Below are 23,892 nucleotides of genomic sequence, written 5' to 3' on the forward strand. Positions count from 1 at the left end.
ACGGCACCCAGGGCGCCCCGCCCCTGCGGGGGTTAAGCGAAGTCCAGGCCTTGCGGGCAAAGAAGCTGAGCATTTCCCCCACGCCTGGGAACGGACGCGGGCCCGTGCTGTTGCAGAATTCTTTACCGCAACGAGGGGCGCCAGCTTGAGCCACGGCCGTCACTGTAAGCACAACCCCAAACCCAATCCCAGCCAGCCTGGAGAGACGCCGCACAAGAGAACCGTGCACCACACTCGGCAGTTTAGCGTGCAGCAGTCAGCTCGCGAGCACGAGCGGCAACACCTCGAGGGACCGTGCGACGGTGAGCTCAGCGCTGGCAACTTCGTGGCTCCGATAGCCCCACAGCGCCCCGCAGAACGCCACACCAGCGGTGGCGGCGGTGGCGCGGTCGATCCCCGCGTCGCCCACGAGCAACGTGCGCGGGGGCGGCACGCCCACTGTAGTGCACAGGAAAAACACACCGCTCGGATCAGGCTTTCGTTGCGGCAGCGTGTCTCCCCCGCATAAGGCAGCAATGAACGGCCGCAAACCCAAACGGCTCAAAATCTCCTCGCTGAGACCCGCGGGTTTATTGGTGAGCACCGTAGCCACCACACCCGCCTCGCGCAGTCCGCGCAGGAGTTCCTCTACGCCAGGATAGGCGCGGCTACGGTCGACCGGGTGAGCCCGGTACTCCGCGAGAAACACGGCTAGAACACGTTCGACCTCAGGTTCATCGCCACCCCTGCCAGCAAGCGCCTGCTCCACCAGCCGCCGCGCTCCTTCGCCAACCATTTGGCGCACTTCCTTGATCGTGTACTGGGGGAAACCAAAGCAACCAAGAGCGTAGTTCAGAGCAGCGGCGATGTCTCCGACCGTGTCGACCAGGGTGCCGTCGAGGTCGAAGATAACGTGGTTCCAGCGGGCGTGCCCGGCCATTCTGCAGCACCGTCAGAGAGGAAAGCCGGGCCGCTCGCTCGGATCAACGAGCACGCAGTGCGTGCCACGGTAAATCGTGGCCATGCACTTGTTGCAGTGAATGCAAGCTCCGTCGCGTTTGTCGCCACGAGCCCAACGCGCGATCAAGTTCGGTTCGCGGAGCAGCGCGCGCCCGAGCGCGACGAACTCGAAACCTTCCTGCAGCGCGCTGCGGGCACTCGCCAAACGATTGATGCCGCCGAGGAGAATCAACGGCATTTTGAGCTCTGCCCGAAAGCGTCGTGCGAGAGGCAGGAAGAACAACTCCTCGAATGGATAAGTACGCAGAAAGCGGCGCCCGAGCAAGCGAAATGGCAAACGCAGCCACGGTGGAAACGCCGCCGCCATTTCCGCAAGCGGTACGTCGCCACGGAAAAGAAACATAGGATTTTCGAACGAACTGCCACCGGTGAGTTCCAAACCATCGAGGTGGCCGTCCGCTTCTAGGAGACGGGCCACAGCAATGCTGTCCTCGACCGTCAGGCCGCCCCGCACGCCATCGGTCATGTTGAGTTTCGCAGTAACGGCGACGGTGCTGCCCACACGCGTGCGCACTGCCGCAGCAATTTCTCGCGCCAGTCGTGCCCGTTTTTCCAAGCCCCCACCCCAGGCGTCGCGCCGCTGATTCAAACGCGGGCTCAAGAATGCGCTGACCAGGTAGCCGTGACCGAAGTGCAATTCGATCGCATCGAAGCCCGCCTCGCGTGCCACGGTTGCGGCTTCGCCAAAGTCGCCGATGATGCGACGCAAGTCCTCCTCGCTGGCTTGTCGCAAAAAGCGTAAGGCGCGCCCCACCCAACGGCGCGACGGTGCCAGACCTTGTCCCACGGTGACGCCCACCGGACCCGCGTGCCCAAGTTGAATGGACACGGCGGCGCCTGCACGGTGCATCTCCTCCACAAAGTGGCGGAGGCCAGACAGGCTTTGGCGGTGCACGACGATTTCGTTCGGTGCTCCACGGCCATCGTCGCTCACCGCGCAGTAAGCCAATGTGGTCATCGCCACGCCGCCTTCGGCAAACGCGCGATGGAAGCTCACCAGGGCATCGGTCACCACCCCGCCACGGGCGCGCCCTTCGAATGTCGCCGCCTTGATGAAGCGATTTTTCAACGTGAGGGGACCGAGCTGACCGGGTGCAAACGGATCGATCGTGGATGTTGTAGGACTAACCACGCTCACCGTCAGAACCGATCGGGCCAAGTCGGATGCCACGGGCGCTCGCGCTCGAACGCACGGGCGAGCTGCAACACCAAGTCGTCACGATGGCGCGGCCCGACAATTTGCATCCCCATCGGCAGCCCGGCGCGTGAAAGGCCGATCCGCACGGTGGCCGCCGGATGCCACGAAAGGTTGAACGGAATCGTGAACGAGGCCACGCCCGCGATAATTTGCGGGCGCCCCTCGGTTTCTTGAGGGAATGGTCCGCCAGCGGGCGGCGGGTCGTAGGGAACGGTGGGGGTGACCAAGGCATCGAACTCCGAAAACAACTCGGCGCACCACGCATTGAGCTGCTGGCGCAGCTTGGCTGCCTCGCCCCACGTTTCCGGCCGCATTTCCCAACCGAGTTTGACGCCGCTCAAAAATGTGCGGCCAAAGTCCTTCTCCTTGTCCGCAATCAAGTGATGAAGATGAGCGGCGAGTTCGAAGGCGCCAAGCACGGCCCACTCGCGCCCGAGCTGCGGGGGCCCGCCATGGATGCGTTCCACCCGGTGGCCGAGCTGCTCGAATACCCGCACGCCGTCCTCCACCGCGGCGGCGATGTCGGATTGCACCACCGCGTAACCGAGATCGGGAGAAAAGGCGATGCGCAGCCCGCGCGGGAGCTCGCCGCGCACGCACTCGAAATAAGAAATCCCAGGGTGGGGCAAACTATTGGGGTCCCACGGGGAGGGACCGACTACTTGATCGAGAAACAAAGCGGCGTCTTCTACCGTTTTTGTCAGTGGGCCGTACACCGCCGTGTCTTGGTACTCCCAATACTCCGAGGGGCCACGCGGCACGCGGCCAAACGAAACCTTGAGGCCGAAGCAGCCGGTAAAACTTGCGGGGATGCGGATGGACCCACCCCCGTCGCTGGCAGTGACCAGCGGGAGCACACATCCCGCCAGTGCGGCTGCGGATCCACCGCTGGAACCACCCGGCGTGCGCTCCAGGTTCCAAGGCGAGCGGGTGACGCCGTAAACCAAATTTTTCGTGATGGCCGTGTAACCGAACTCCGGAGCGTTGGTTTTCCCCACCACGATCGCGCCTGCGCGTTTCAACCGCTCCACTTGCACCGAGTCGCGCTGCGCAACATTGCCGCGAAAGGGGAGGGAGCCATAAGTTGTCGGTAAGCCGGCAACGTCCTCCAAATCCTTCACCCCTAACGGAATCCCTTCCAGAGGCCTTGCTTCTCCTCTGCGTAGGCGCTCCTCTGCGTGGCGCGCTTGTTCATCCAAACGGTCGAAATCGAATCGCGCCACGACCGCATTGAGTTTCTCGTGCGTGGCATCGATACGGTCCCACGTCCAGCGCAACAAGTCGCGCGGCGAAAACTCTCCGCGCCGCAGCGCGGCGCATAATTCGACAAGGGACCATTTGAGGGGCTCCAGCGTCATCCCGCTCTCCTCCACGGCTCGGAGTGTGCGACCTCAGTCCACCACTGGCCGCGCGGCCAGGCGCGCTTCACGCCGGCTGCGCAAATATTCGATCGCTGGTGGCATGAGGGAAATCACAATGATCGCGACAATGACGAAGTGAAAATTCCGTTTAACTACGGGCACGTTGCCGAACAGGTAGCCGGCGTACACAAAGCTGCACACCCACAAGATCGCACCGATGATGTTGTAAGCCGCAAAGCGCGGATACCCCATGCGGCCGATGCCAGCGACAAACGGCGCAAAAGTGCGGATGATGGGAATGAAGCGTGCCAAAATGATGGTCTTGCCACCGTGGCGCTCATAAAAATCGTGTGTGCGTTGCAAGTGCTGCTTGTTCAGCCAGCGTGAGGTTTCGCTCTTGAAAACCGCCGGGCCGACATAGGCACCGATACTGTAGTTTGCTGCGTCCCCCAACACGCCGGCAATGATGAGCAGCACGGCCACCGTATGCACGTCAATGACCGCCCCTTGCACGGCGGCGAGCGCACCCACGGCGAAGAGAAGCGAGTCCCCCGGCAAGAAAGGAGTCACCACCAAACCCGTTTCACAGAAGATAATGAGAAAGAGCAAAGCATACAGCGCAGGCCCGAGCTGCGCAGCTAGGGAGTTCAAGTGGGCATCCAGGTGTAAAAATATGTCGATGCCTTGCTGGAGGTACTCGGTCATACGCTAATGCTCCTTCTCCCAAACACCTAACGGCGCCGCCCGGCACCAGTTGTGGGCCTGTAACACACGGGAAACACCGGTGGCAACGTGACGGCGACGAGTGCCTGGTGGATCGTAGCCTCAAGTGTCGCGGGTGAGCTCCAGTTCCGCGGGGCGGGCGGTCAGCCGTGGGAGATGCGGTTTGCCGAGAGGAAGGCAACCTACTGACATTCGCGTTTGGCCAGCAGCCCGCTTTCCCAGCTTGCCGCTGGTTGCAAATGTTCCCTACCCAAGGGCGACTGCCGGTCGCCCGTACAATCCCCTTTTTGCCAATTCCCCGGCAGCACTCGCTACTCGCCTTCTATTCACCATGCGCCCCCAACCACTCGCAACTCGCTACTCACGCCGCCGGGGGCTACATATCGCGGAGCGACCGCAGTCGAGGTAATCAGATGCTCGTGCGAACAAAAATCTCCCGCTCGCCCGCCAGTGGAGTGGGAGATCGGGTGAGGGAGCAGTTTCATTCACGGGATGCTGGTGCTGCACCCGTTCAGCGCGCCGTTCACCGCTAGGATGATCTCGTCCACCGTTACCGCTCCGTCGCCGTCGTCGTCCGCCGCCGGACAAAGATCTCCACCTTCGGCACCCAAGGCAATATTCACAGCAGTGACGATTTCGCTGATCTCTACCGTCGCATCACCGTTGCAATCACCCGCGCATGGAGAGGTAGCCCGAAACACCGTGGCCGTAACTTGCGCCGGGCCGGTTCCCGCAATGCGGCGGAGTTCGATGGTCCAAAGACCAGGCTGAGGACGCTCGATGCGGCACGCGCCCCAATTTTCCGGCCGTTCATCGCGGCACACCCAGGTAATGTTGTTGCCCTCGGTGTGGCCGACTAGTAAGTCGAAGTCGTTGTCTTGGTTTAGAAAACCCGAATTACTTCCAGTTTGCCCATTGAAAGACACTCGCAACTCAGCCGCTTGCGTGTCGATTTCGATCTGCTCCTGAACCCGTGGGTTAGCAACGCTTAAACTCGCTGAGAACGTGCGCACTAGCGTTCGTCCGTCGTCAACGTGCCCAACGGTGTTGCACGTAACACCCACATCCTCTCCGGCTGTCCCCTCGATCCAGTTGCGTACGGTTGTCACATCGGTGGCGAAAGACTGATCCGGTGCGAGGCAGTCGACCGTTGAGCCGCCAGACACCACTCCCACGAGCACCTCGCTGCCGTCCTCTTTTGCCATCACGGCACCTCCGGAGTCGCCGGAGCAGGTGTTGGAGCCCGTGCCGGTAAAAGACCAGCACACGTGCAGATCGGCGGGAACGTCCGCCGGACACGCGCCAAAGACCACCGGGCCCTCGCGTTTGATTCCGGTATCATCGACGCTGCGAAAACCGGCGCGGGTGGTTCCATAACCCACAACGGTGCCTGCCGAATCGGGTGCAGGCTTCGCTCTCGCCAAGCTCAAAGGCGGCACGCCGTCCGCCGGCTCCGCCAATCGTAACAGACCGACGTCGTAACCAGCGCCGAACTCGTAGTTCGGGTGTACCGCCACGGCCTCGACGGTAAGCACACCGACGTTCGGCAGGAACACCAGAATCGTCCGCGGGTCGGCGATCCCCTGGCTTTGGCACTCCGCGAAATTGTCGCTGTTTTCCGGGCATAAGCAGTGCGCAGCCGTGACCACGGAGTGGCAACCAACCAAAGTGCCGGAGCACAAGCTCGTTAAGTCGCTGTGCCCGGCATCGGCGTAAAACGCTAGCATCGCAACCGCAGGCTGGGCAAAAGTGGCGGAGCCGTTCACAACCCGGGGCTTTGGCAGCCCATCGCCGCGGCTGGCCACGAGAGCAACCAAGAAGAACGCAAAAAACCGAATTCGCATCGATCGAGTTACGGTGCGGGAATGTACAGGCAAAGTCGAGATCCTTTTTGCTAGCTTGCGGGTACTGATTTGCTCAGACACAGTATGCCACACTGGAAACGATTTGGTTGGTAGCATGGGGAACACGCCAACGCTTCGGCTGTTTGTTTGCGTGCTCGCAGGGCTGCAGATCTTCACCACACCGTGCCCCGCGCGTGCGCGGGGTGGTTGGGACTATCTGCTCGAGCGCCTGATTCGTGACGGGGAACCGCGCAGCGAGATCGAAGCGATTTTCACCGATCCCCGCATGCCGCCCTTCCAGAAGCTGGAATTTGCCCCGGAGCGCCGGCCAGAACCCGCGGGATTGTACCGTGGGTTTTTGCGCCCACAAAGCGTCGCCCAATTGCGCCAGTGTTGGTACACGTATCGAGCAGAAATTGAGGCGGCTGAACGCCGGACCGGCGTGCCAGGAACGCTGCTGGTATCGCTCCTCCATGTAGAGAGTCGCTGTGGCCAGAACACCGGCGGACATCGGATCCTATTCCGTTTGGCGCGCTTGGCGATGGCCGGTGAGCCGAACAACCTGCGCTGGAACCTTGCGCTCTGGCTGGACGGACCGCGACGGGCAGCAGACGATCTTGCCGCAAAGCTCGCGTCCAGAGCCCGGTATCTCGAAGACACCTTTTACCCTGAAGTCCGCGCCACCTTGGAGTTGGCGCGACGCTGGCGGGTGGACCCTTTGGAGCTGCGCGGCTCGACGGCAGGCGCCCTTGGTTGGCCGCAGTTCCTCCCGAGCAGCGTGCTCCGGTTTGGGCGCGACGGGAATAGCGACGGTCGCGTGGATTTGTTCGACCCGGCGGATGCAGCACTCTCGGCGGCGGAATATTTGCGAGCCCACGGCTGGACGATGGGAGCAACCTCAGACGAGCAGCGACAAGCCCTGTGGCACTACAATCGCTCGCGCAGCTACGGGGACACGTTGCTGGCCCTCCACCGTCGCCTGCAGCCCGAGGCACGACCGCAACCGTCGCAAACTCTCGCGGCAACCTCGCGAGCGTCGAGCAAACGGAAGCAAGCAAAGTCACCGCGGGCGCACCGCGCCCGGCCGCGTTAAAGCCCTAGCGATGATTGCAGGTGTCGACTTCGGAGCTCGGTGGGCGGGTACCACGGTGATTTGCTTCGATGTCGGCTCGCAACTGCGGTTCTTGCGCGTCCCGCAGAAACAGGATGCCGACGAATTCCTGGAAGCGTTCCTGCGTAAGAGCCAACCCCAGGCCGTCTATATCGACGCCCCGCTGAGCCTGCCCGCGGCCTACTTCGAACGAGGGACCGATTTCCTCTACCGGTGCTGTGACCGTGACCTGTCGGCCATGTCCCCCATGTTCCTCGGTGGGCTTACGGCGCGGGCCATGCGCCTCTGTCGGCGGATCACGTTGCCGGTGTACGAAGTGTACCCGCACGCCGCCGCGCGGCTACTCGAAGAGCAGGGCATCGCCGGCTACCGCAGCGCCTCTCCGCCCGAGTATCTGGCGCGCTGTGCGCGGGTCCTCCCATGCACGGCTGCCGAACCGGTGACATCGTGGCACGAAGTCGATGCTGCCCTGGCGTGGTGGAGCGGTTGGCGGCATCTTCGAGGAGAAGCGCGCGCGTTTGGAGAGCCCAGCGAAGGGCTGATTTGGGTCTGACGACCTCCTGCGCTGGGCTGTGTGCTCGTTTGGCTTCAAGTGCCGACTGCTGGCGCCCGCCACGAAGGCACCTCTGCGCTCGGGATGAAACGGAAACAGCCCAGTGGTTGAGGCTCGGGTCCTGCCCCCTGCGGACCCGGAGCGAAGACTCGCAGCGCCGCAACGAGCCCGAAGAAATGTAAGGCATGTGCTAGTGGGCAGACTGCACCGCCGATCGCGCGCTGCTAGGGCCGCTCAACGTTTTGCACGTGCTTTCGTCGGCCGAGCAGGCTTTGCTGCGGCTTTGATTGCCTTGGCCGCGCTTCGAGCATCCTCGGGGCTACGGAAGCCGAATACAGCGGAAAACTTTTTCCCTACCGTTTGCGCCACCAGGAACTCGATGTTTACGCCCGCGTTGGCAATCGCTCGCGCCATCGCGGCACCGAGGCCAGGACGGTCATCCCCCTCGACAAACAGGGCGCTCACCTGTGCGGGAGCGAGCCCGGCTTGCGATGCCGCGGTCGTGCTTTTCTTGCCGCTCACAGGGAACACCTCGATTGCTGCGCGGCCAGTATCCCCAAGGGCATAGCCCATTACTACGCGCAAATTCGCACCGCTGGCGGCGAGCGGCTCCAGAACTTCGGCCAGTACCCCAGGAGCGTGCTGCGCTTCTTTACGCCACAAGGTGACTTGTTTTACCGTGACGGCCATACGCATTACCTCCCGGCAGAGCCTTATGCGCCGTCTGAAGAAAAAACTCAACGTCCCCGCTTATCGCAAGGCGAAGCCTAACAAGCGCTCGAGCTCGCTCAATGCGGCGGTGGGTTCTTCGACTTTGATCGTGGCCATCCCCAGTGCCCGAGCGGTTTTCAGGTTACGGCCGATGTCGTCCAAAAACACCGCCTGGGGCGGGGCCACCTGGAGTTGCTCGCAGGCGTAGGTGAAAATGCGTGGGTCTGGCTTGCGCAAGCCCAACCGTGCTGACTCGATAAAAGCATCGAACAGCGCGACCAGCGGCCGTTGAGTTTCCGCTTCGTCCCGCCAGTTGTTGGTGATTGCTCCGGTGCGCAAACCGTTCGCACGAATCACCTCGATGGCGCGAATCATTTCCGGGCGTGGCACGGTGGCGGCTTGCACTGCGAGCATCAATGCCGTCGCGTCCAGAGTTTGCCCCGCCGCACGGCACTCTTGCTCGAAGAGGGGAATAAATTCTTGCAAACTCACCTCACCGCGCTCCAAGCGTGCCCAAGCCCCGTGTTCCCCGCTGCCGGCAATGTGGAAGTTGATCCAGCCCGGCGGAATGCCGTGGCTCCGTTCGAATGCGGCAATAGCCTGTAGTGGTGAGCCCACGACCACTCCACCGATGTCAAAAATCACTGCGCGAAATTCCATGCGCGGAGCTAGCTAGCGAGGAGCCGGCCGCTGCGCCACGGCGACACCCTGCGCCAGAGCCGAGCAATCGGTGTTACACCCGCAGCCCTCGGCGATCTTCTTGCCTGCCGCTCACTTGCTTTGGAACAAACCAAGCTGCCGTACGGGAGCGAAGGAGCGCCGGTGGAGCGGGCAGGGGCCGTACTGTGCGAGAGCACGCAAATGTTCCGGGGTGCCGTAGCCCATGTTGCGTGCGAAGCCGTACTGGGGGTAGGTTTCGTGCCACTGCCGCATAATCGCGTCGCGCTTCACCTTAGCCACGATGCTCGCGGCTGCCACGGCATAGCTAATGGCGTCGCCGTCAACAATTGCAGTTTGGGGAATGTCGATGTCGGGCACCGTGCGGGCGTCGACCAGCAAGTGTTCTGGCTTTACCCTTGTCGCTCGCACGGCTCGGCGCATGGCCTCCAAGCTCGCCCGCAACACGTTCATGCGATCGACTTCCTCCGCTTCCACGATACCAATGCCCACCGCCAGGGCGAGCCGTTCGAGCGAATCCGCCAAGCGCTCGCGTTGCAGGGGGGTCAAGAGCTTTGAGTCGTTCACTCCTTCGAGTTCGATCTCAGGGGGGATCACCACGACGGCAGCCACGACCGGACCGGCAAGCGGGCCCACGCCCACCTCGTCGCACCCGCCCACAAGCTGCACCCCTTGCGCCCACAGGGAGCGCTCAACTTGCAAGAGCTCGCGCATCCGCCGCCTTCGTCGCTCCGCGCCCACAGCGGCGCGGGTTTAATCACATGGGGGAGGGGAAGCCAAGCGAGCACCGTGATTGCGGCGCCCCTTCCGTCCGTACCGACTCCGGAAATAAATGGCGGCTTGGCCCGCCGCAGCGCCGAGGGTGTCGATGGCGCTGTCCCAAAGAGAGGCCGTGCGCGTGATCACGAAGGCTTGGTGCAACTCATCGAGCAACGCCCACACTCCGGAGAAGGTGACCGCCTGCAAGCTCCAGCTTAAGCGCCAACGCGGCGCGCGGCCGCGCCGGGTGGCCCAGTACACCAATAAGCCCAAGATGAAAAACTCAACGAAATGGGCTGTCTTTCGGATCACTGTGTGAGCCAACACAAATCCACGCGGGCTAAGGTCAGGAAACAGCCAGCGCAACACCGGATCGATGTATCGATGGGTGTTCTGTGCCGAGAAGGGGTCAGTAGAAAGCGCTGAGATGCAGGCCATCCATAGGCCCACGACCGCCCAGTATCGTAACCAGTGGAGCCAGTGGTAAACCATGCTCGGCGTGGACTCTGGCGGCGGCTGCATGGCAGGTACATTCATAAGGCGATAGGGGAAGAGAATGGATCAGCGGGTTTGGGCCTTCTTGGCCGGCATGCTCACGGCGCTCATTGTAGCCGCGCTACTGTGGCTTGCCGGCTGGTTCCGGGCAAGCCCCGCTTCCCATCCCCTGGCGACACCCGCCGTTGTCGTCCCGACGGCGACAGCATCGCCCACGAGGATCGTGACGGGCATCACGCCCGAGATGCCGCGGGGATATCGCCTCGCCGGGGTGGCGGAAAACGCTGGGCAGCTTTACGCTGTGGTCGAACTACCCGACGGGCGCCACGGGTTGTTCCGCCAAGGTGAGGAAATTCCAGGTCTTGGATTAGTGGTTCGCGTCGGCGGCGAACATGCGGTGTTCAACACGTCTCAGGGCGAGGTCACCTTGTGGGTGGCACCCGCGGCAACCCCCACGCGCACCCCAACGATGCCCAAGCCTACGGCTACGCCGCGGGCGCCGCGCGCTCGTTCTCCTGCCGGGGCCGTGTCAACTCCAAGATCAGGCGCTTCAACCGCTCTGGATCGACCGGCTTCTTGAACAACACGCCCTGTAATCCCTGGAGGCGGCTGCGTTTGATCACGTGATCGCGATCGTAGTAGTAACCGGTCATCAAAATCACCGGGGTAGAGCCGCGGCGACGGACCTCCATGTAGAGGTCGTATCCATCCAAGTCTGGCATGACGACGTCGCTAATGACGATGTCCACCGGGGTCACGTCGAGCACGCGCAACGCGTCGAGCCCGTCATGTGCCTCGATCACTTCGCAGCCTTCTTGCCGCAGTAAATCGCGCAGCGAATGGCACACGCCGACATCGTCATCCACTACCAGCACGCGCAGACCCTTGAGGGGTGAGGCGATCGACTTGCGCGCTTTTGTTGTCCACTCGAGGTCGGTCATTTGCACGCCGCCATGATACTCGCGCGTTTGGTAAGCCTCCCCCTGGGCGAGCTCCACCAAGCGATTGACGGCGTTTTGGATCTTGGCAATCTCCCGCCGCACGGCCTCGATGCGTTCTTCTTCGACCACGGCACGTTCGTCCGAGGCTGCTTCCCGCACAAACTGCCCGAGCAACTCGACTTGATTCACGATCGCTTCGAGTGGGTTGTTGATCTCATGGCACACGGCCACGGCGACTTCACCGAGGGTGGCAAGGCGGTCCTTCCGGCGGATGTCCCGCAGGTCTTTGGCAAAGCCAATGGAGCCGATCTCGAACCCGGCTTCGTCGCACAGGATCGCCCCGGAGATCGCCACTGGGATTTGTTCTCCCCAGCGATCGACAAAGGTGGTTTCGAAGTTCTTCAGCTTGCCAGGGCCGCCGTATTCGTCGCTCCGCATGGCGGCCATGACCCGCCGTGCTTCGGCCATCGACGGGTAGACCTTGGTGACCTTCTCACCGAGAATTTCCGCCGCGGTATAGCCGAGCACCTTTTCGGCACCATCGTTGTAAAAAACGATGGTGCCGCTGCGATCCACGGCAATCACGATGTCGGGCGAGCTTTCGATCAACTGCTCGAGGTAGTGAGGAGGGAACTTCGGGGGGCGCGCTGTGTCGGCCATTGAGACAGAGTAACCTTAGGATTGCGGCTTGGGCGCCGCAAACTCCGGGGGGCGAATCCAGCTCTCGCTGCGACCGGGCGGCACTGGGACGCGCTGCCGCTGCTTCTTGGCCAAGCGGCGCAGCACCTTCATGGAGTTCTCGAATTCGTTCATGGAGCGAGTCGTAACCAAGCCTTCGCGCTCGAGGGTAGAGAACACCTCTTCGCCCAACGGGGTGCGCACAATCGTGATCGTCCACCCCGTGGCCCCCACACCGCCACACGAAATGTCAGCAAGTTCTGCAGAGAAGTCGGCACAGTGGTGGCACTCGGGGCGGGCGGATTCTTGCGCGGCACGCAGCGGATATTCGACGAGTTCGCCGTTCTTTTTGAAGATCTGGATCTTGCCCTTCACATTGAATTGGCGAACCTCCGATAGGGGAATCCCCAACTTGCCTTCGATGGTCTCCAGCATGAGCTCGCGAAAATCGAACACTTCGCTGCACAGGAGCCCAATGTTCAACGCCACCCGCTCACCGAATCCTTTGAGGAAGTGTCGCTGCTTTTCGATGATCTTGTCCTTTTTGCGCCCATTGTCGAGGAAGCTTGGGTCGACAAGCTGCATTTTGCGCACCGGAGTGATTTGACAAGGCACACCGACAAACGCCACCCGTTGCAGCCCGAGCTTCTCGGCATCGGCTAAGGCGAGGTTGTTCGGACAGTACGTGTACCAGGAGCTTGCCGCTGCTACCGCTTCTTCGGGCGTGGTGATTGCCTTGGGATACGGGGCGCAGGGCTTGGTCGCATCGGTTGCCGATACAACGGCGCCATCGAAGCGGCCGCTCCGTAAGCCCCACACCAACAAGGTCGTGACCACGCCACCGTCCTCGCAGCGCTCGAGCACCTCCGGCAGCGTGCTCCGCGCGGCTACGATGTGGCGGTACGGCCCGAACACGTCGCGGTGGACCTCGCCGTCATCAGGGAAGGCCTTGGAAACGAGATGGTGTTCGCGCTCGCCCAAGCGCGGGCAGACTTGGGCGCAGCAGTCGCACCCGATGCCCTCGCTGATTCCGCAGTAGTCGAATGGCAGCGTGGCTTTGGCCACTTGCTTCGGTTTCCCGTCCACGTAGTCGATGACATTATGGGGGCAGACCAGCACGCAACTGCCGCACTCGCAGCAGCTCCCATAAGCGACGACTTCGTTCATCATTTGCTTAAATGTGGCGTGCATCGCAAAGCGGAGCTTCGCTTACCCCTGGCCGCATGTCGAGTCAACGAATTTCATCGTTCGCAGCGGGCCCACAAGTGGTTCTTCCCGCCATTGGTTCCACGGCGGAAGGGTGGTGCGCCAGCGCATCGTGCCAAGGGGGTCGATGGTGACCTCGATGGCGCCGTCCCAATCGGTACGCAACAAGGTAGTGCCCACCTGGGCATACCGGCGCTGCACCTCGCGGTGGGGAAAACGGAAGCGGTTGTGCCAACCTGCGGATACGATCGCCAAGCGGGGGCGCAGGGTGCTGACGAACTCCCACGTGCTCGACGTGCGGCTGCCGTGGTGGGGAACCAGGAGAAGATCCACGGGCCCCCAATCCTGCAGCGTCAGCAGCTCTCGCTCTTGAGGTGCTTCGATGTCGCCCGGCAACAAAACCGTACGCCCGGCAAAGTGTAAGGATAAAACCATCGAGCCATGGTTGGGATTGTGGAGCACAGCTTGGCTCGCAGGGTGCCAAACCGCAACGTGCACGCCGGCAAGACAACGCTCGAAGCCGCGATACAAGGCCACTGGCGTTGCGCCGTTTGTTTTCAGCGCCTGCTCCAACTTTCGATACGCAAGGCCGTTGCCAGCTTGCCCGTTGTGGAAGAACAGCGATGGGCGGAACAGGGGAAGGATCGACGCCAGCGCCCCGAAGTGATCGAACTGCGGATGGCTGAGCAGGACCGCGTCCAGCTCGCGGATGCCTTGCTTCCACAGCAGCGGACCGATCACGCGGGCCCCGACATCGAAGCTGCCGGTGCCAATGCCCCCACCGTCGATCAACCAACGGACATTGTCGGGAAATTGCACCAACATTGCGTTGGCTTGCCCGACGCTGATTACCACCAAGCGCAGCTTGCCCTCCCCGAGCGCGCTACCGACCCGCGAGGCGGTGCCCAGAGCCACGAGGCAGACGGCGAGCCCCACTCCCACGACACGGAGTTTGCCACGCCCGTGGGCGATGAGGGCGAGGAACGCAAGGACTGCGGCCACCTCGAGGCCGTTCAAGGCAATGCCCCGCAAGGCCGCGTAGGGGAAGCGATCGAACTGTTGCAACAGCGCACAACCAGCCTCCACCGCGAGACCGCCCGCGCGGGCAAAAACGGCGGCAACCGCCGAACACCAGGGTTCCGCAAACGCCGCACACAGCCCGAGCAGCACCGCCAGCGACCCGAGAAGCGGTACGAGCACAAGGTTCGCTAGCGGGCCAATCAGAGGAACTTGGAAAAAGTGCCAGGCGGTAAACGGGGCCGTTGCGGCGCCGGCAGCGAACGAAAGCCACAACGAAGCCGCGAGATACCGCGCTCCACTCAGCAAATAGCGCCGCCAAGCACTGTTGCTATTTGCCTCGTCGATTCGTGTAGGCCAGCGGGTGCGGAATACTCCGGCGGCAATTACTAACGCCCACACCGCCACAAAGCTCAGTTGGAACGAGACATCCGCCGTTACCCCCGGGTCAGCGAAAACCACCCCAACAGCGGCAACGGCAAGCACGTTGAGGAAGTACGCCTCGCGATTACTGAGCAACCCACCGAGGACCACCGCCAACATGAGGATGGCACGCTGCGTGGCCACGCTTTCGCCAGCAATCGCTGCGTAAAAGCCCACCGGTACCAGCGACAGCGCACCCGCAACCTTAGGTACGTTTAAGCGGAGTAACACTGCCTCGCTGCCCGATAGAGCAAAGCGGGCAGCAGCGTAGCCTGCTCCGGCTACGAGAGCGACATGCAAACCGGAGATGGAGAGTACATGGCCGACGCCAACGCGGCTAAATGCGTCCCGCAGGTCGGGCGAAATTCCGCTTTGATCTCCGACAATCAGTGCACGCAACACCGCCGCGCTTCTGGGGGGAGCTTCCCGCTCGAACAGTGCGGCCACCCGGCGACGCCAACGTGCCAGCGCGCCCCTCCAGGGCCGCTCCTGGCCCACCAACTGCCAGGACTGGTCGCTCTCTGCGGCAGCAGTCACGTAAATTCCTTGACGCGCCAGGTACGAGACATAGGAGAATTCACCCGGATTGCCGAAGTTTCGCGGGCGCCGCAACTTGAGAAACGCCCGGAACACCTGCCCCTCAGCCCATACCCGCGTGCTCCGGTAGACACTCACACGCACACGGCCGCTCGCCGTTCGCCATGTGCCTCCGTGCCGCACCCGAAGAACGTCGATAACCAGCGCGGTTTTCCCGCCGGCGACAAGATTGCCGGAGCGCACACGCGCCTCCACTTCGTACGCACTGGGGAGCGCCCATGAGGCCACATGCCCCGCGGGAAAGCTGCCTGGGTTGTACACGGCGTTTGCCCGCATAAACCCGACGAGGAACGCAGCCGCCGCATAGGCGAAGAGCGAGATCGGTGGCGGCGCGCGCGAAAGAAGAAAGGCGCTAGCCGCATAGGTGCTCACTGCCCAGGGCGGCAAGGTGCAAGGCGACAACGCGGCAATTCCGTCCCCCGCTAACAATCCCGCAGCGAGCACCATTGCAGGGGTAACGCCGGCGAACGACATGAAGGCGTTGCGCAGCAATTCCCTCGCCCAACCATCAGTCGAGGCAGTCGAGGTTTCAGCGAACGCGCATATGCGCTGTCCCCTTTCACACAGAGAACACGGAGGTTCTCCGAGCGAAAGCGCTCGGGAGCGACAGCAGCGGTGGCCCACGCTGTCGCCGTGGGGCAACGCGACCATGTGCCGGCCATTGGTGAGTGGCGAATAGCCTAGCGCGGTGAATGGCGAATGCATCGGGGAGTAGCGAGTGCTGGGAAACCGCGACAGGCGAATGCGGAATGCGCATCAGCTTGCTTGGGCATGGCGTTGCGACCGGTGCAACGTGCGTTGCCACTTTGGTACCCTGCACCAATGCGGTCGTAGGGGCGACGCATGCGTCGCCCGTGGTGCCGGTTCGCGTGCACGGCGGCTGCGATGGAAGGAGAGTGGCGAATCGCGAATGGGGAATGGAAAGGGCCATCCGTAGGGCTGGCGGCGCTTTCCGCCGACGCTAGTGTCGTCGTACCATGCCGCCACGCCCCGAAGGAGGCTTTCGATCGAAATGCGGGCCGCGTGGAGTGCGGTGCCACACCGGACGTGGCCGCTCGTCTTATCACATGATCCCGCGCTGGCCGCTGGCGCCGCTGTCGTTGTCAGCGCGCCAAACTGCACGTGAGGGGGCAGGGGTCGCGAACCATAGAGGTTCTCAGCGAGATCGTCGGGAGGCCCCGCACCGTTGAGCTTGGGGTTGAGAAGGCCACACCCGCGCACTGGTCTTTTGGTGATCGCGCCTGGTGAACCTCTTGCGGGAACCCCGCCGGGGACCAATGGCTTGTCCGCCGTTGCACACTGGGGCCGGCCTTGTGCCTCCGCGCTCCCTCGGGTTGGGGCCCAGCGATTACTTTACGAGTGACCAATATCCCGATTGTTCGATATGCCAACGCGCCGCCGACCGGCAGTCCGGACCAGGCACCCACATCGGTTCTTCAGAGATTTGGCAATCGCGCGTGTCGTGATGCCAGCCACGCAGAACTTCTAGGGCCCCCACGGCACCTCCGCTTCTCCGCGATTGAGGTGGGCGTGGGCAAGGAGGCGTTTTGTCTCGACCTCCGGATCGCCTATGTCCAGAGACTGCTTGCCACCGAATACCTCTGTTGCTTCTTTCAGCCTCTTCAGCCGGCGCAGCGAGCCCAGGCCGTAGCGAGTGTCCCCACCCACTGTGAGAGAGTCCAGCTGTGCAAGCCCTATCCCAGATCAGCTTCGGCAGGCTCTCATGGACGAGCACATAGCCCACGAGACCTACGGGACCGGACTGAAGGTCTCCGTGCTCCCGCCAGCGAGTGTTGATGCATTCCGTCTCTCGAACGATCCCTCGGCGGCGGTGTCGGAGGTTGGATCGATTGCAGCGGATGGGCGTGAGGAAAGCAAGCTGTTCCGGAATTCGCGGTCCGAGAGGCCTTTACTGGCAGGCCGTCGCGTTCCCAGGTCAATCCCTCCCCTGGCTTGTACGGAGGGAGCCAGGCACGCTAGACGTTATGGGCCCGCTCGGCCGGGAAGGAAGAGATAGGTGAACCGCACGTGTCGTTGCAGGTGCTGCACGACCTGCTCGCAGGAAGGAAAGGAACTGGCAGCAGCTGTAGCCCGGCGATTTCCGCGGTCACCGCGCCCCAGACCGCGCGCGCCGGCACATAGGGGCGGCACCGGTTGAGGCTGCCAGCCGGCGGTATTCCCACGCAGAGCGGCGCCTCGAGCAGCCACGTCCGGCGGAAAAGCGACCAAGTCATTTCCCCCCTCCTGCACTTGCCCGCTCCTTGGCGTGGTAGCGGGCGTACACGAACGCTTGCGGGAGGAGGTCCCGGGCGAAGAGAAGCCGGTCGAGATCCGAAGCTAGCGCCTGAAGAAACTCGAGCGGTTTCTCGGCGTTTTTGTTCTCATCGAAAAACTTTCCTAGGAACTCCTTTGCTTGCTGGGTAATAGCGCGTCCGCATGGCCCTCGCGCGCCTGAAGACATAAGAAACAGGCGTAACGCGCCTGTTCCTCCAGCACGCCGAGCGCGTTGGTGAAGAGCTTCTCCCCTGCGGGCTTGCCGTTCACTTTGGTGCCGGCCAGCTTGTGACCCAGTTTCGCGCTTTCCAGATCGAGATTCTGCATCACGAACCTCCTACGGAGGGTTGCTCCGATTTATCCTCTTGGGACTTACTCCCCTGGGCCTGAGCAGAGGAGGTCCCACTGCATTGAACCGCAGCGGGGAGCAGCCGTAGGCGTCCCATGCCTCGCGTTCCCATGCCGCCGATGCCGGGGTGCTCCAGATAAGGATGTGCGGTCTTGACAACGACGAAGACCTTCTGCGGTGCGTCCAGCGGTTCGCCGCCGATTTGTGCGCTCGTTGCCTGTCCTCCAACCTAGAAGTGTTGCGGGTTCTTGCACACGAGACGTCCCAGACGAGCACCGTAGAGCGCGGCAGTGCTTCTTAGCTAAACCGGGCACCTTCTTCGGCGGCTCCGGTCTCCGGATCGATCGACACGGACGTGCGCACCTCCAGATTGCTGTTGAGGATGTGCGAAAAGAGCTTGTCAGACACGATAACGAACCGCTGCGCGATGTAGGCGGGGATGCCGTTGTTCAGAGTCGGCCACTGTGTGTTGTTTGGCAGTTTGGTTTTGCGTTCGAGCAGGAGCCAGCCCGGGTCAAGTGGCTGCGCCGCAGGGTTCTGTTGATACACAGCGTTGTCCAGCTCCCCTTTGATCTCTTGGCCGATCCTGCGCAGCGCATCGGGGTAGGTGACCCACACCGGTCCCTCCCTGATGGCGACCGGGAACAGTAGCACGTGCGCGTCGCTGAAAGCAGCGAGGCCCGCAAACCCGCCGCCCGAGCCGCGGGCGAATCCGAACACGGTGCAGACCGGGCAGTCCGCCTGGTCGCAGTGCCCGCCTTTCCCGCCCTTGTCCGGCTGGCCCTGCCCGGCGCAATCAGGATAGGAGGGTTTGGGCTGGCCATTGATTTGACTACTCGGGTTCGCCTCTTACTGCGCCATGGCCGCGTATGCTCGGCAAACACCCGCGAGACTCCAGCCGGGGATCTTGGGCACGCACGTCACCGGAGCGCGGACGATGGTGAGATCTACCCTGCCCAGTCGGGCTCCCCCGGTGCCCACCTGGATGGGGTCGATCGCCATCCCGACCACGGTGAACTTTTCGTAGCTCTTGCTCATCTTCATACCCCTTCCAAGTCTTCTTTGGGCCAGCTGAGGTGTCACTCGAGCGCCCGCGTCAAGGTTCCGCGCTGCGCTGCCTCGACGAGGAGCTCGAGCGCTGCGCCGGAGATGCCGAGGCGATCGCGAAGGATTGTCCACGCGAGTTCGAGCCACTGGACGTCCGCCCCGGGGAGCCAACGCCCGTCAAAGTCGCGCCAATTCAGTGACCGCTCCTCGACTTCGGACCACGCGCCGCGCAACGCGGCCAGACTCGAAGCGTGTCGCGCAAGCAATTGCCAGACCGCTCGCATCCGTTCGAAATCGCCCAGCGGTCGAACGTCCAATTGTTCGAAGCGGCGAGCTGTCGAGTCCAGGAACACCGCTGCCACACCGCTCGGTTGGACGACCACTCCGTCGCCCGGCCGGAGGTCGGCCATGTCGCGGTACACCCGTCCGTTTGGCTGGACGAAATCCCGGGGCCCGCGTAGCTGTCGGTCCTCCACCTGGACAAAGGGGTAGAAGACATCGTCGCGGCTGTCCGGAAGTCGCGCGTGAACCAGGGACGAGCTCCGGGCCCCGGTCGTGTCCCAGCGACGGGGCTGTGATGCTGTCGCGCGTGCGGCATTCGAGCAGCCTCCAGGCGCCTGCCTCTTCGCGGCGCAGGGCCGCTTCGAGGTTGCGCGCCGCCTCGACGACCACCTGGAACGGCGTCAGTCGGGGAAACGCAGCGATCCCGATCCGGAGCGGCATCCGGTCCCACACCTGCGCGAACGCCTCGCGCCAGTTCGCGATCGCGGCCTCGCTGCAGCCCGTGGCTCGGTTGAGCGGCACCAGCACCCGGAATCGCTCTGGGCTGCGGTCCAAGACGATGAGCGGCGTAGTAAGCCCCGAGACGCTCCGGGGTCGATACGGCTTTGACGCGAAGCCGGCGGATCTGCCCATCGTCTCCTTTTAGCTCGAGCGGCCGCGCTTGGCTTTCTTTTTCGATCGCCTCTTCCCGTTCCTCGGGTCTCAAGCAGTGGGCGAGGTTGGCGATCGTGACGAAGGCCTTGCGATCTTCGAGCTACACCACCTCGAAAGGTGCGTCGCGGAACCGGCCCAGGTACGTTTCCCGATCCTCCCAAACCGAGGCGTCGCCGTCCTCCGGTTTCACAGCAGCAGGCGACGGATGCGCCAACGGTTCGGGTGCGCGCTCGCGATCTCGCGAAACTGCCCAAGCAGCTCGTCGAAGAACGTTTCGCACGTGCGCCAGAAGCGGTGAACTCGCCCGGGAAAGGGAAGCTTGCGGAAGAGCTGGTGTGTGAGCCAGTCGGCACGCTCCCGATCGGTCAGCTTATTCCACTTGGGTGCATCGGCGCGACCCTCGACGACCTTCGAGAAGAAATTCGGCCAATCTTTTTCGTGGCGATAGCCGTCCTGCAGGCTGCCGAGTACCGGGTCGTTACTGTCGAAGGAGTCCAGTTTCCCTAGAGCGTACTGGCGTAGTGATTCGAAAGGCCGAACATTTGCTACCGGGTTGTCCCGACCGCCCGCCACCGGAGTGAACCGACGCCAGTCGGCGATGCTCTGCGCTCGAAGAGAGTCCACGTGGTTCCCTTCGAGCCATGGATCGAGATCGAAGCTCAGCGTGAGCAGCGCGACCCGGTCGTTGTCGGCGGCGACTTCGGAGATCCAGATTGTGTCTTCCTCGCCCTCGAGCCAGGCATCCAACCTGCCCCGGCGCCGATCGCGGCGGACGCGCACGGGTAGCTTTTGCGGGCGTTATCGGTTCTTGCACTTGGCGGCGGCTCGCTAAAGCGAACCAGGCATACCGGACAGACGTGGCGTCCGCCCGATGATGGCGCGGTGGCGGCGTTGCCGACGACCCATTTGCGATGGACCGGCAGGACCAGTAGTTGTCGGCTGCTTCGCAGCTCGGCGACCATCGGCACGAACGACCGGGTTGAATCGGACAGGGCAACGCAAGGTGGCGTTTCGAGCTCCTTGTCGCGAGCGAGACGATCGACTTCCTGTGCGATGGCATCTTTGAGCTTGGCTGCGCACGCACAATCGAGGCCGCCGCTTCCGTCGGCACGCTGGCCAGGGAAGGTGAAGGCCAACGTTTCGTCGTCGCGGTAGACGAGCGAGCCGACTGCGAGGTCCACCTCGATCAGCCTGCGCACCTGCTCGAAGAACCTCTCGATCTCGCGTCGCGCACCGGTCCAGTCGCCGATCTTGACCGCCCGCGCCTCGTAATGGCGGTGCCGGCGCGGACCGTGAGCACACGCCAGCAGCTCTGCTGTTTGAGTTTGTCATCCCAGCTGAAAGACGTTCCTGCGACCACCGCGCCGGCTACGGCTGACTTGAAGAGTGCCGCAGCCAAGTAGGACTGGTCCCACAGGGTCACGTGATCGTTCGGGACGCGCGTCTCGGCGAGTGTGGACAGGAACGCCTGTCGCAGCCAGCCCTTCGGACCAAACGCGTCTTCGGGCCATTGCCACCAGCCATCCAGGTCGTCGGCAGTATCAGGTGGGGTCGGATTGCCGGGCGCTTGCAGATCGACGAGAAGCTTTTCGATTCGGTCGAGCAACCCGCGCCGACCTCCGGCCTGCAGAAGTGCCGGTGGATCGCTGATCAGGTTGCGCGCCGGATGGCCGAACGGGGACGTGAGCCACATATGGGGCGCGGCTTGGTTGAAGTACTTCAACGTGGACGCGGGGATATTTTTCTCGATTCCCGGCGCCATGCGGTGGGCGGCTTGGAGCAGGCCGAGAGGACCGCCTCCGTACTTGCTGTGCTCGGTCAAAAACGCCGTCAGCGAAGAAGGCCACTTGTCCTGCAGGATGAGGCCTCAGGAACGGTCCGTCAGCTTCTTCAATTTGTCGCTCCAAGGAAAGGGCGGGTGCTCGCGCTCGTGCCAACGAAGATCCTCGTACTGAACTCCGGTGCCTCCGTGCGCTTTTAAAAAGTCCGGGTACGCCTTGCCCGTCATGTGAAACCAGCCGATGGCCTCGCAGGCCAGGAGCAGCGGCCGGTGGCTGTGGAGAATCTGGAGCATTTGGGCGCTGTCGTTCATGGCGAGCCTCCAGCGGCTGGAAAGAGCTGGTCGCGCAAGCTCTGTCGATCGGTCGCCTGGATGGGATGATCTCTCCGCAAGGCCTGCCAGCTCTTAATTTCCGCCGTGCCCCCACCCCACGGTGCGCTTGGCTGAGACGCCGTAAGCAGTCAGCATCTCCTCAATAGCTTTCAGCAGTGGGGGGCAACAGTTCCTTGGGTTCCGGTGCGGCTTTCATTCCTGGCCAGGGGGCGTACAGCAAACGAAGCGCGCCTTTTGCGCCCTCCTCCTATCCATCTTGGCCCGCAGGCCGGGGCCGACGGCCGGGCACAACCTCGTAATAAATCGGCTGCCTACCCGTCCGATGGCTGCGGTCGTGCGGGTTGATCACCTCGAAGTCGATCTTGTCGAACCACGTCGGGTGAAAGACTAGGGCGCCATGTTTGAAGTCGTTCCTGTCACCGTACTCGCTGCCGAAGAGGTGCAGGATCCAGGCAGGGTCGGTCCAGTCGTCGAAGCGCTTGCCTTGTGCCAAGTGTTCCCGCAGTCGTGCCTGCATGCGGCAAGCCCAGCATAGCATCCCCTTCCAGCTTGCTGCGGACATGTACGGCAAGCCGAACACGCGATCCTTGCGCACGGGATTGTCGAGCACGTGGAAGATTCGGTCGTCCTTCGAGTACCAGTGTGTGAGCAGCTCGAACTCGGCCTCGAGAGCGAGCCACGTGCTATGGAGGACCTGCGGTGGCCACCGGTCGAGTTGGAGATCGGCTGGGAGGCAGAGCGTTTTTTGAGCCGCTGGTTTGACGTAAGAGTTGCGGGCCTAGTTCTTCTGGCTGTTGCCTTTAGTGCTCCAGACCGCGCAGCCGTCCACGAAGCCCCAAGCGAGACCGGAGTGAAGCGGTCCGTCCGTGGGGCAGGCCTAAATAGACGCGAGGTCGGCGTAGAAGTCGAACGTCATGGTTTGTCCCCTCCCCCGCCCGCGAGAATACGCTCCCGGATGGCAGCGCCCGTAAGAAACTCCTCATCCTTCAGATTTGGCCAAACATCCTTCAATCGCTGACGCATCTCTTCCAGCGTGAGTGAGTCAGGGTATACAAAGCCGAACGCGCGGCGGGCGGTTTCGGGCTCCTTGAAGCTGAACACCTTGTTGCCCTCCGAAGGCTCCGGGTCGGCCCCTCTGCGTGCGTGCCGTCCGGCTAGCCACGAATCCCCGTGGTGTGAATTTTGCTTTTTCTCTGGCCTGGCGATGATGCGGTTAAAGATGCTCGTTTTCGCATCCTGACGCGCAAGATAACGCCCTCTGACGCACCAAAAGTCCCCCAGCGATGCCCAGGCAAAGCCGTCGAGAGCTGGACTGTGCCAGCGTTGTTGGCGGACTTAACCCTGCAGTAGCTCCCGGTGGCAGGACCACAGGTCTTCCGGAAAGTCCGAGATGTTTATCAGCCCGTAATCGCGGTGATGAGCAGCGTTGGTGCGGCTCACTTCATTGCTCGGTTTGAGCACCGTCTTCCCGCCGAGTGCACCGTACTCGGCGACGAAACGCAACGTCAGGTCGAGCAGGGCCCACTCCTCGCGAGCCATCGGGCGGAGCTCGGTGAAACGTAGGGTGAACGTGTCGCCTTGCTTGATCCGCGCGGCTTTGACCCGCCTGCTTTCGTTGAGAACCTCCAAGCGAAACTTCCGCGCCCAGCCGGTGCAGCCGAACAGCTCGCAGACGACGCAATGCGAGTTACGCTGAGACTGGCGGCCTGTGGGGTCGCACGCCGTTCCGCCTAATCCGCGTACCAGCACTTCGAACCACCACCGGATGGATCCGAGCAGGCCGGTCGTAATTGTGCGATCTCCGCGTCGGTCGGCGTCACCGGTCCAAACGTCGGTGCGGGCTTCGAGGATGTAGTCGCTCATACTTGTCTACTCGGTC

At 62.8% G+C, this 23,892-nt stretch carries 25 protein-coding genes; 3 read left to right on the forward strand and 22 right to left on the reverse strand.

The window, feature by feature from the left end:
• Window positions 1-256: 256 nt before the first annotated feature.
• The 5 genes from N3C12_04755 to N3C12_04775 all read right to left on the reverse strand — a co-directional run bounded on the left by N3C12_04755 (window position 257) and on the right by N3C12_04775 (window position 6,125).
• Window positions 257-919: an HAD hydrolase-like protein gene (locus tag N3C12_04755; protein ID MCX8071743.1), complete on the reverse strand. Its 663-nt coding sequence runs from the start codon at window positions 917-919 to the stop codon at window positions 257-259.
• Window positions 920-931: 12 nt separating this feature from the next.
• Entirely contained in the window at window positions 932-2,107 is a 1,176-nt protein-coding gene (locus N3C12_04760; GenBank protein ID MCX8071744.1) for an NADH:flavin oxidoreductase, read from the reverse strand.
• 32 nt (window positions 2,108-2,139) lie between these two features.
• The gene (locus tag N3C12_04765; GenBank protein ID MCX8071745.1) at window positions 2,140-3,555 is read right to left on the reverse strand and encodes an amidase; all 1,416 of its coding nucleotides are present in this window, start codon (window positions 3,553-3,555) and stop codon (window positions 2,140-2,142) included.
• 33 nt (window positions 3,556-3,588) lie between these two features.
• A complete protein-coding gene (locus N3C12_04770) occupies window positions 3,589-4,263 on the reverse strand; it encodes a DedA family protein (GenBank protein ID MCX8071746.1) in 675 nt (224 codons plus the stop codon).
• 503 nt (window positions 4,264-4,766) lie between these two features.
• The gene (locus tag N3C12_04775; protein ID MCX8071747.1) at window positions 4,767-6,125 is read right to left on the reverse strand and encodes a trypsin-like serine protease; all 1,359 of its coding nucleotides are present in this window, start codon (window positions 6,123-6,125) and stop codon (window positions 4,767-4,769) included.
• A gap of 115 nt (window positions 6,126-6,240) precedes the next feature.
• Between N3C12_04775 and N3C12_04780 the strand changes: the two genes are divergently transcribed.
• Window positions 6,241-7,218, forward strand: a complete 978-nt coding sequence (locus N3C12_04780) for a lytic murein transglycosylase (protein MCX8071748.1) — start codon at window positions 6,241-6,243, stop codon at window positions 7,216-7,218.
• 10 nt (window positions 7,219-7,228) lie between these two features.
• Window positions 7,229-7,789, forward strand: coding sequence for a DUF429 domain-containing protein (locus N3C12_04785; GenBank protein ID MCX8071749.1), 561 nt, complete (start codon window positions 7,229-7,231; stop codon window positions 7,787-7,789).
• A gap of 234 nt (window positions 7,790-8,023) precedes the next feature.
• On the opposite strand, the gene N3C12_04790 is transcribed toward N3C12_04785, so the two are convergent.
• The 4 genes from N3C12_04790 to N3C12_04805 form a co-directional block, all read right to left on the reverse strand.
• Window positions 8,024-8,479, reverse strand: coding sequence for a hypothetical protein (locus N3C12_04790; GenBank protein MCX8071750.1), 456 nt, complete (start codon window positions 8,477-8,479; stop codon window positions 8,024-8,026).
• A 60-nt stretch (window positions 8,480-8,539) separates the two neighbouring features.
• Window positions 8,540-9,160 carry an HAD family phosphatase gene (locus N3C12_04795; GenBank protein ID MCX8071751.1) on the reverse strand — a complete coding sequence of 207 codons (621 nt, stop codon included), beginning with the start codon at window positions 9,158-9,160 and terminating at the stop codon, window positions 8,540-8,542.
• 111 nt (window positions 9,161-9,271) lie between these two features.
• Window positions 9,272-9,919 (reverse strand): ribonuclease HII, encoded by a 648-nt coding sequence (locus tag N3C12_04800; GenBank protein ID MCX8071752.1) that lies wholly within the window; start codon window positions 9,917-9,919, stop codon window positions 9,272-9,274.
• Between the two features lie 12 nt (window positions 9,920-9,931).
• Window positions 9,932-10,459, reverse strand: coding sequence for a VanZ family protein (locus tag N3C12_04805; protein ID MCX8071753.1), 528 nt, complete (start codon window positions 10,457-10,459; stop codon window positions 9,932-9,934).
• A 34-nt stretch (window positions 10,460-10,493) separates the two neighbouring features.
• Between N3C12_04805 and N3C12_04810 the strand changes: the two genes are divergently transcribed.
• Window positions 10,494-11,012, forward strand: coding sequence for a hypothetical protein (locus tag N3C12_04810; GenBank protein MCX8071754.1), 519 nt, complete (start codon window positions 10,494-10,496; stop codon window positions 11,010-11,012).
• On the opposite strand, the gene N3C12_04815 is transcribed toward N3C12_04810, so the two are convergent.
• From N3C12_04815 to cmr1, 13 genes are all read right to left on the reverse strand, one after another.
• Window positions 10,918-12,033 carry a response regulator gene (locus tag N3C12_04815; protein ID MCX8071755.1) on the reverse strand — a complete coding sequence of 372 codons (1,116 nt, stop codon included), beginning with the start codon at window positions 12,031-12,033 and terminating at the stop codon, window positions 10,918-10,920. The two genes, N3C12_04810 and N3C12_04815, sit on opposite strands and share 95 nt — an antisense overlap.
• A 15-nt stretch (window positions 12,034-12,048) precedes the next feature.
• A complete protein-coding gene (locus tag N3C12_04820) occupies window positions 12,049-13,242 on the reverse strand; it encodes a Coenzyme F420 hydrogenase/dehydrogenase, beta subunit C-terminal domain (GenBank protein MCX8071756.1) in 1,194 nt (397 codons plus the stop codon).
• Window positions 13,243-13,260: 18 nt separating this feature from the next.
• Window positions 13,261-15,768, reverse strand: coding sequence for a DNA internalization-related competence protein ComEC/Rec2 (locus tag N3C12_04825; GenBank protein MCX8071757.1), 2,508 nt, complete (start codon window positions 15,766-15,768; stop codon window positions 13,261-13,263).
• A 1,923-nt stretch (window positions 15,769-17,691) separates the two neighbouring features.
• Window positions 17,692-17,895, reverse strand: coding sequence for a hypothetical protein (locus N3C12_04830; protein MCX8071758.1), 204 nt, complete (start codon window positions 17,893-17,895; stop codon window positions 17,692-17,694).
• Between the two features lie 319 nt (window positions 17,896-18,214).
• Window positions 18,215-18,637, reverse strand: coding sequence for a hypothetical protein (locus N3C12_04835; protein ID MCX8071759.1), 423 nt, complete (start codon window positions 18,635-18,637; stop codon window positions 18,215-18,217).
• 129 nt (window positions 18,638-18,766) lie between these two features.
• Entirely contained in the window at window positions 18,767-18,961 is a 195-nt protein-coding gene (locus N3C12_04840) for a hypothetical protein (GenBank protein ID MCX8071760.1), read from the reverse strand.
• 35 nt (window positions 18,962-18,996) lie between these two features.
• Window positions 18,997-19,374 (reverse strand): hypothetical protein, encoded by a 378-nt coding sequence (locus N3C12_04845; protein ID MCX8071761.1) that lies wholly within the window; start codon window positions 19,372-19,374, stop codon window positions 18,997-18,999.
• Between the two features lie 712 nt (window positions 19,375-20,086).
• Window positions 20,087-20,647, reverse strand: a complete 561-nt coding sequence (locus N3C12_04850; GenBank protein MCX8071762.1) for a hypothetical protein — start codon at window positions 20,645-20,647, stop codon at window positions 20,087-20,089.
• 439 nt (window positions 20,648-21,086) lie between these two features.
• Window positions 21,087-21,662, reverse strand: a complete 576-nt coding sequence (locus tag N3C12_04855; protein ID MCX8071763.1) for a hypothetical protein — start codon at window positions 21,660-21,662, stop codon at window positions 21,087-21,089.
• 105 nt (window positions 21,663-21,767) lie between these two features.
• Window positions 21,768-21,992, reverse strand: coding sequence for a hypothetical protein (locus tag N3C12_04860; GenBank protein ID MCX8071764.1), 225 nt, complete (start codon window positions 21,990-21,992; stop codon window positions 21,768-21,770).
• Window positions 21,993-22,260: 268 nt separating this feature from the next.
• Window positions 22,261-22,623, reverse strand: a complete 363-nt coding sequence (locus N3C12_04865; GenBank protein ID MCX8071765.1) for an RAMP superfamily CRISPR-associated protein — start codon at window positions 22,621-22,623, stop codon at window positions 22,261-22,263.
• A 302-nt stretch (window positions 22,624-22,925) separates the two neighbouring features.
• Window positions 22,926-23,114, reverse strand: coding sequence for a hypothetical protein (locus N3C12_04870; protein MCX8071766.1), 189 nt, complete (start codon window positions 23,112-23,114; stop codon window positions 22,926-22,928).
• Between the two features lie 234 nt (window positions 23,115-23,348).
• Window positions 23,349-23,876 carry a type III-B CRISPR module RAMP protein Cmr1 gene (cmr1, locus tag N3C12_04875; GenBank protein ID MCX8071767.1) on the reverse strand — a complete coding sequence of 176 codons (528 nt, stop codon included), beginning with the start codon at window positions 23,874-23,876 and terminating at the stop codon, window positions 23,349-23,351.
• Window positions 23,877-23,892 lie beyond the last annotated feature (16 nt).

Source organism: Candidatus Binatia bacterium (assembly GCA_026415395.1).
GTDB lineage: Bacteria > Desulfobacterota > Binatia > HRBIN30 > HRBIN30 > HRBIN30.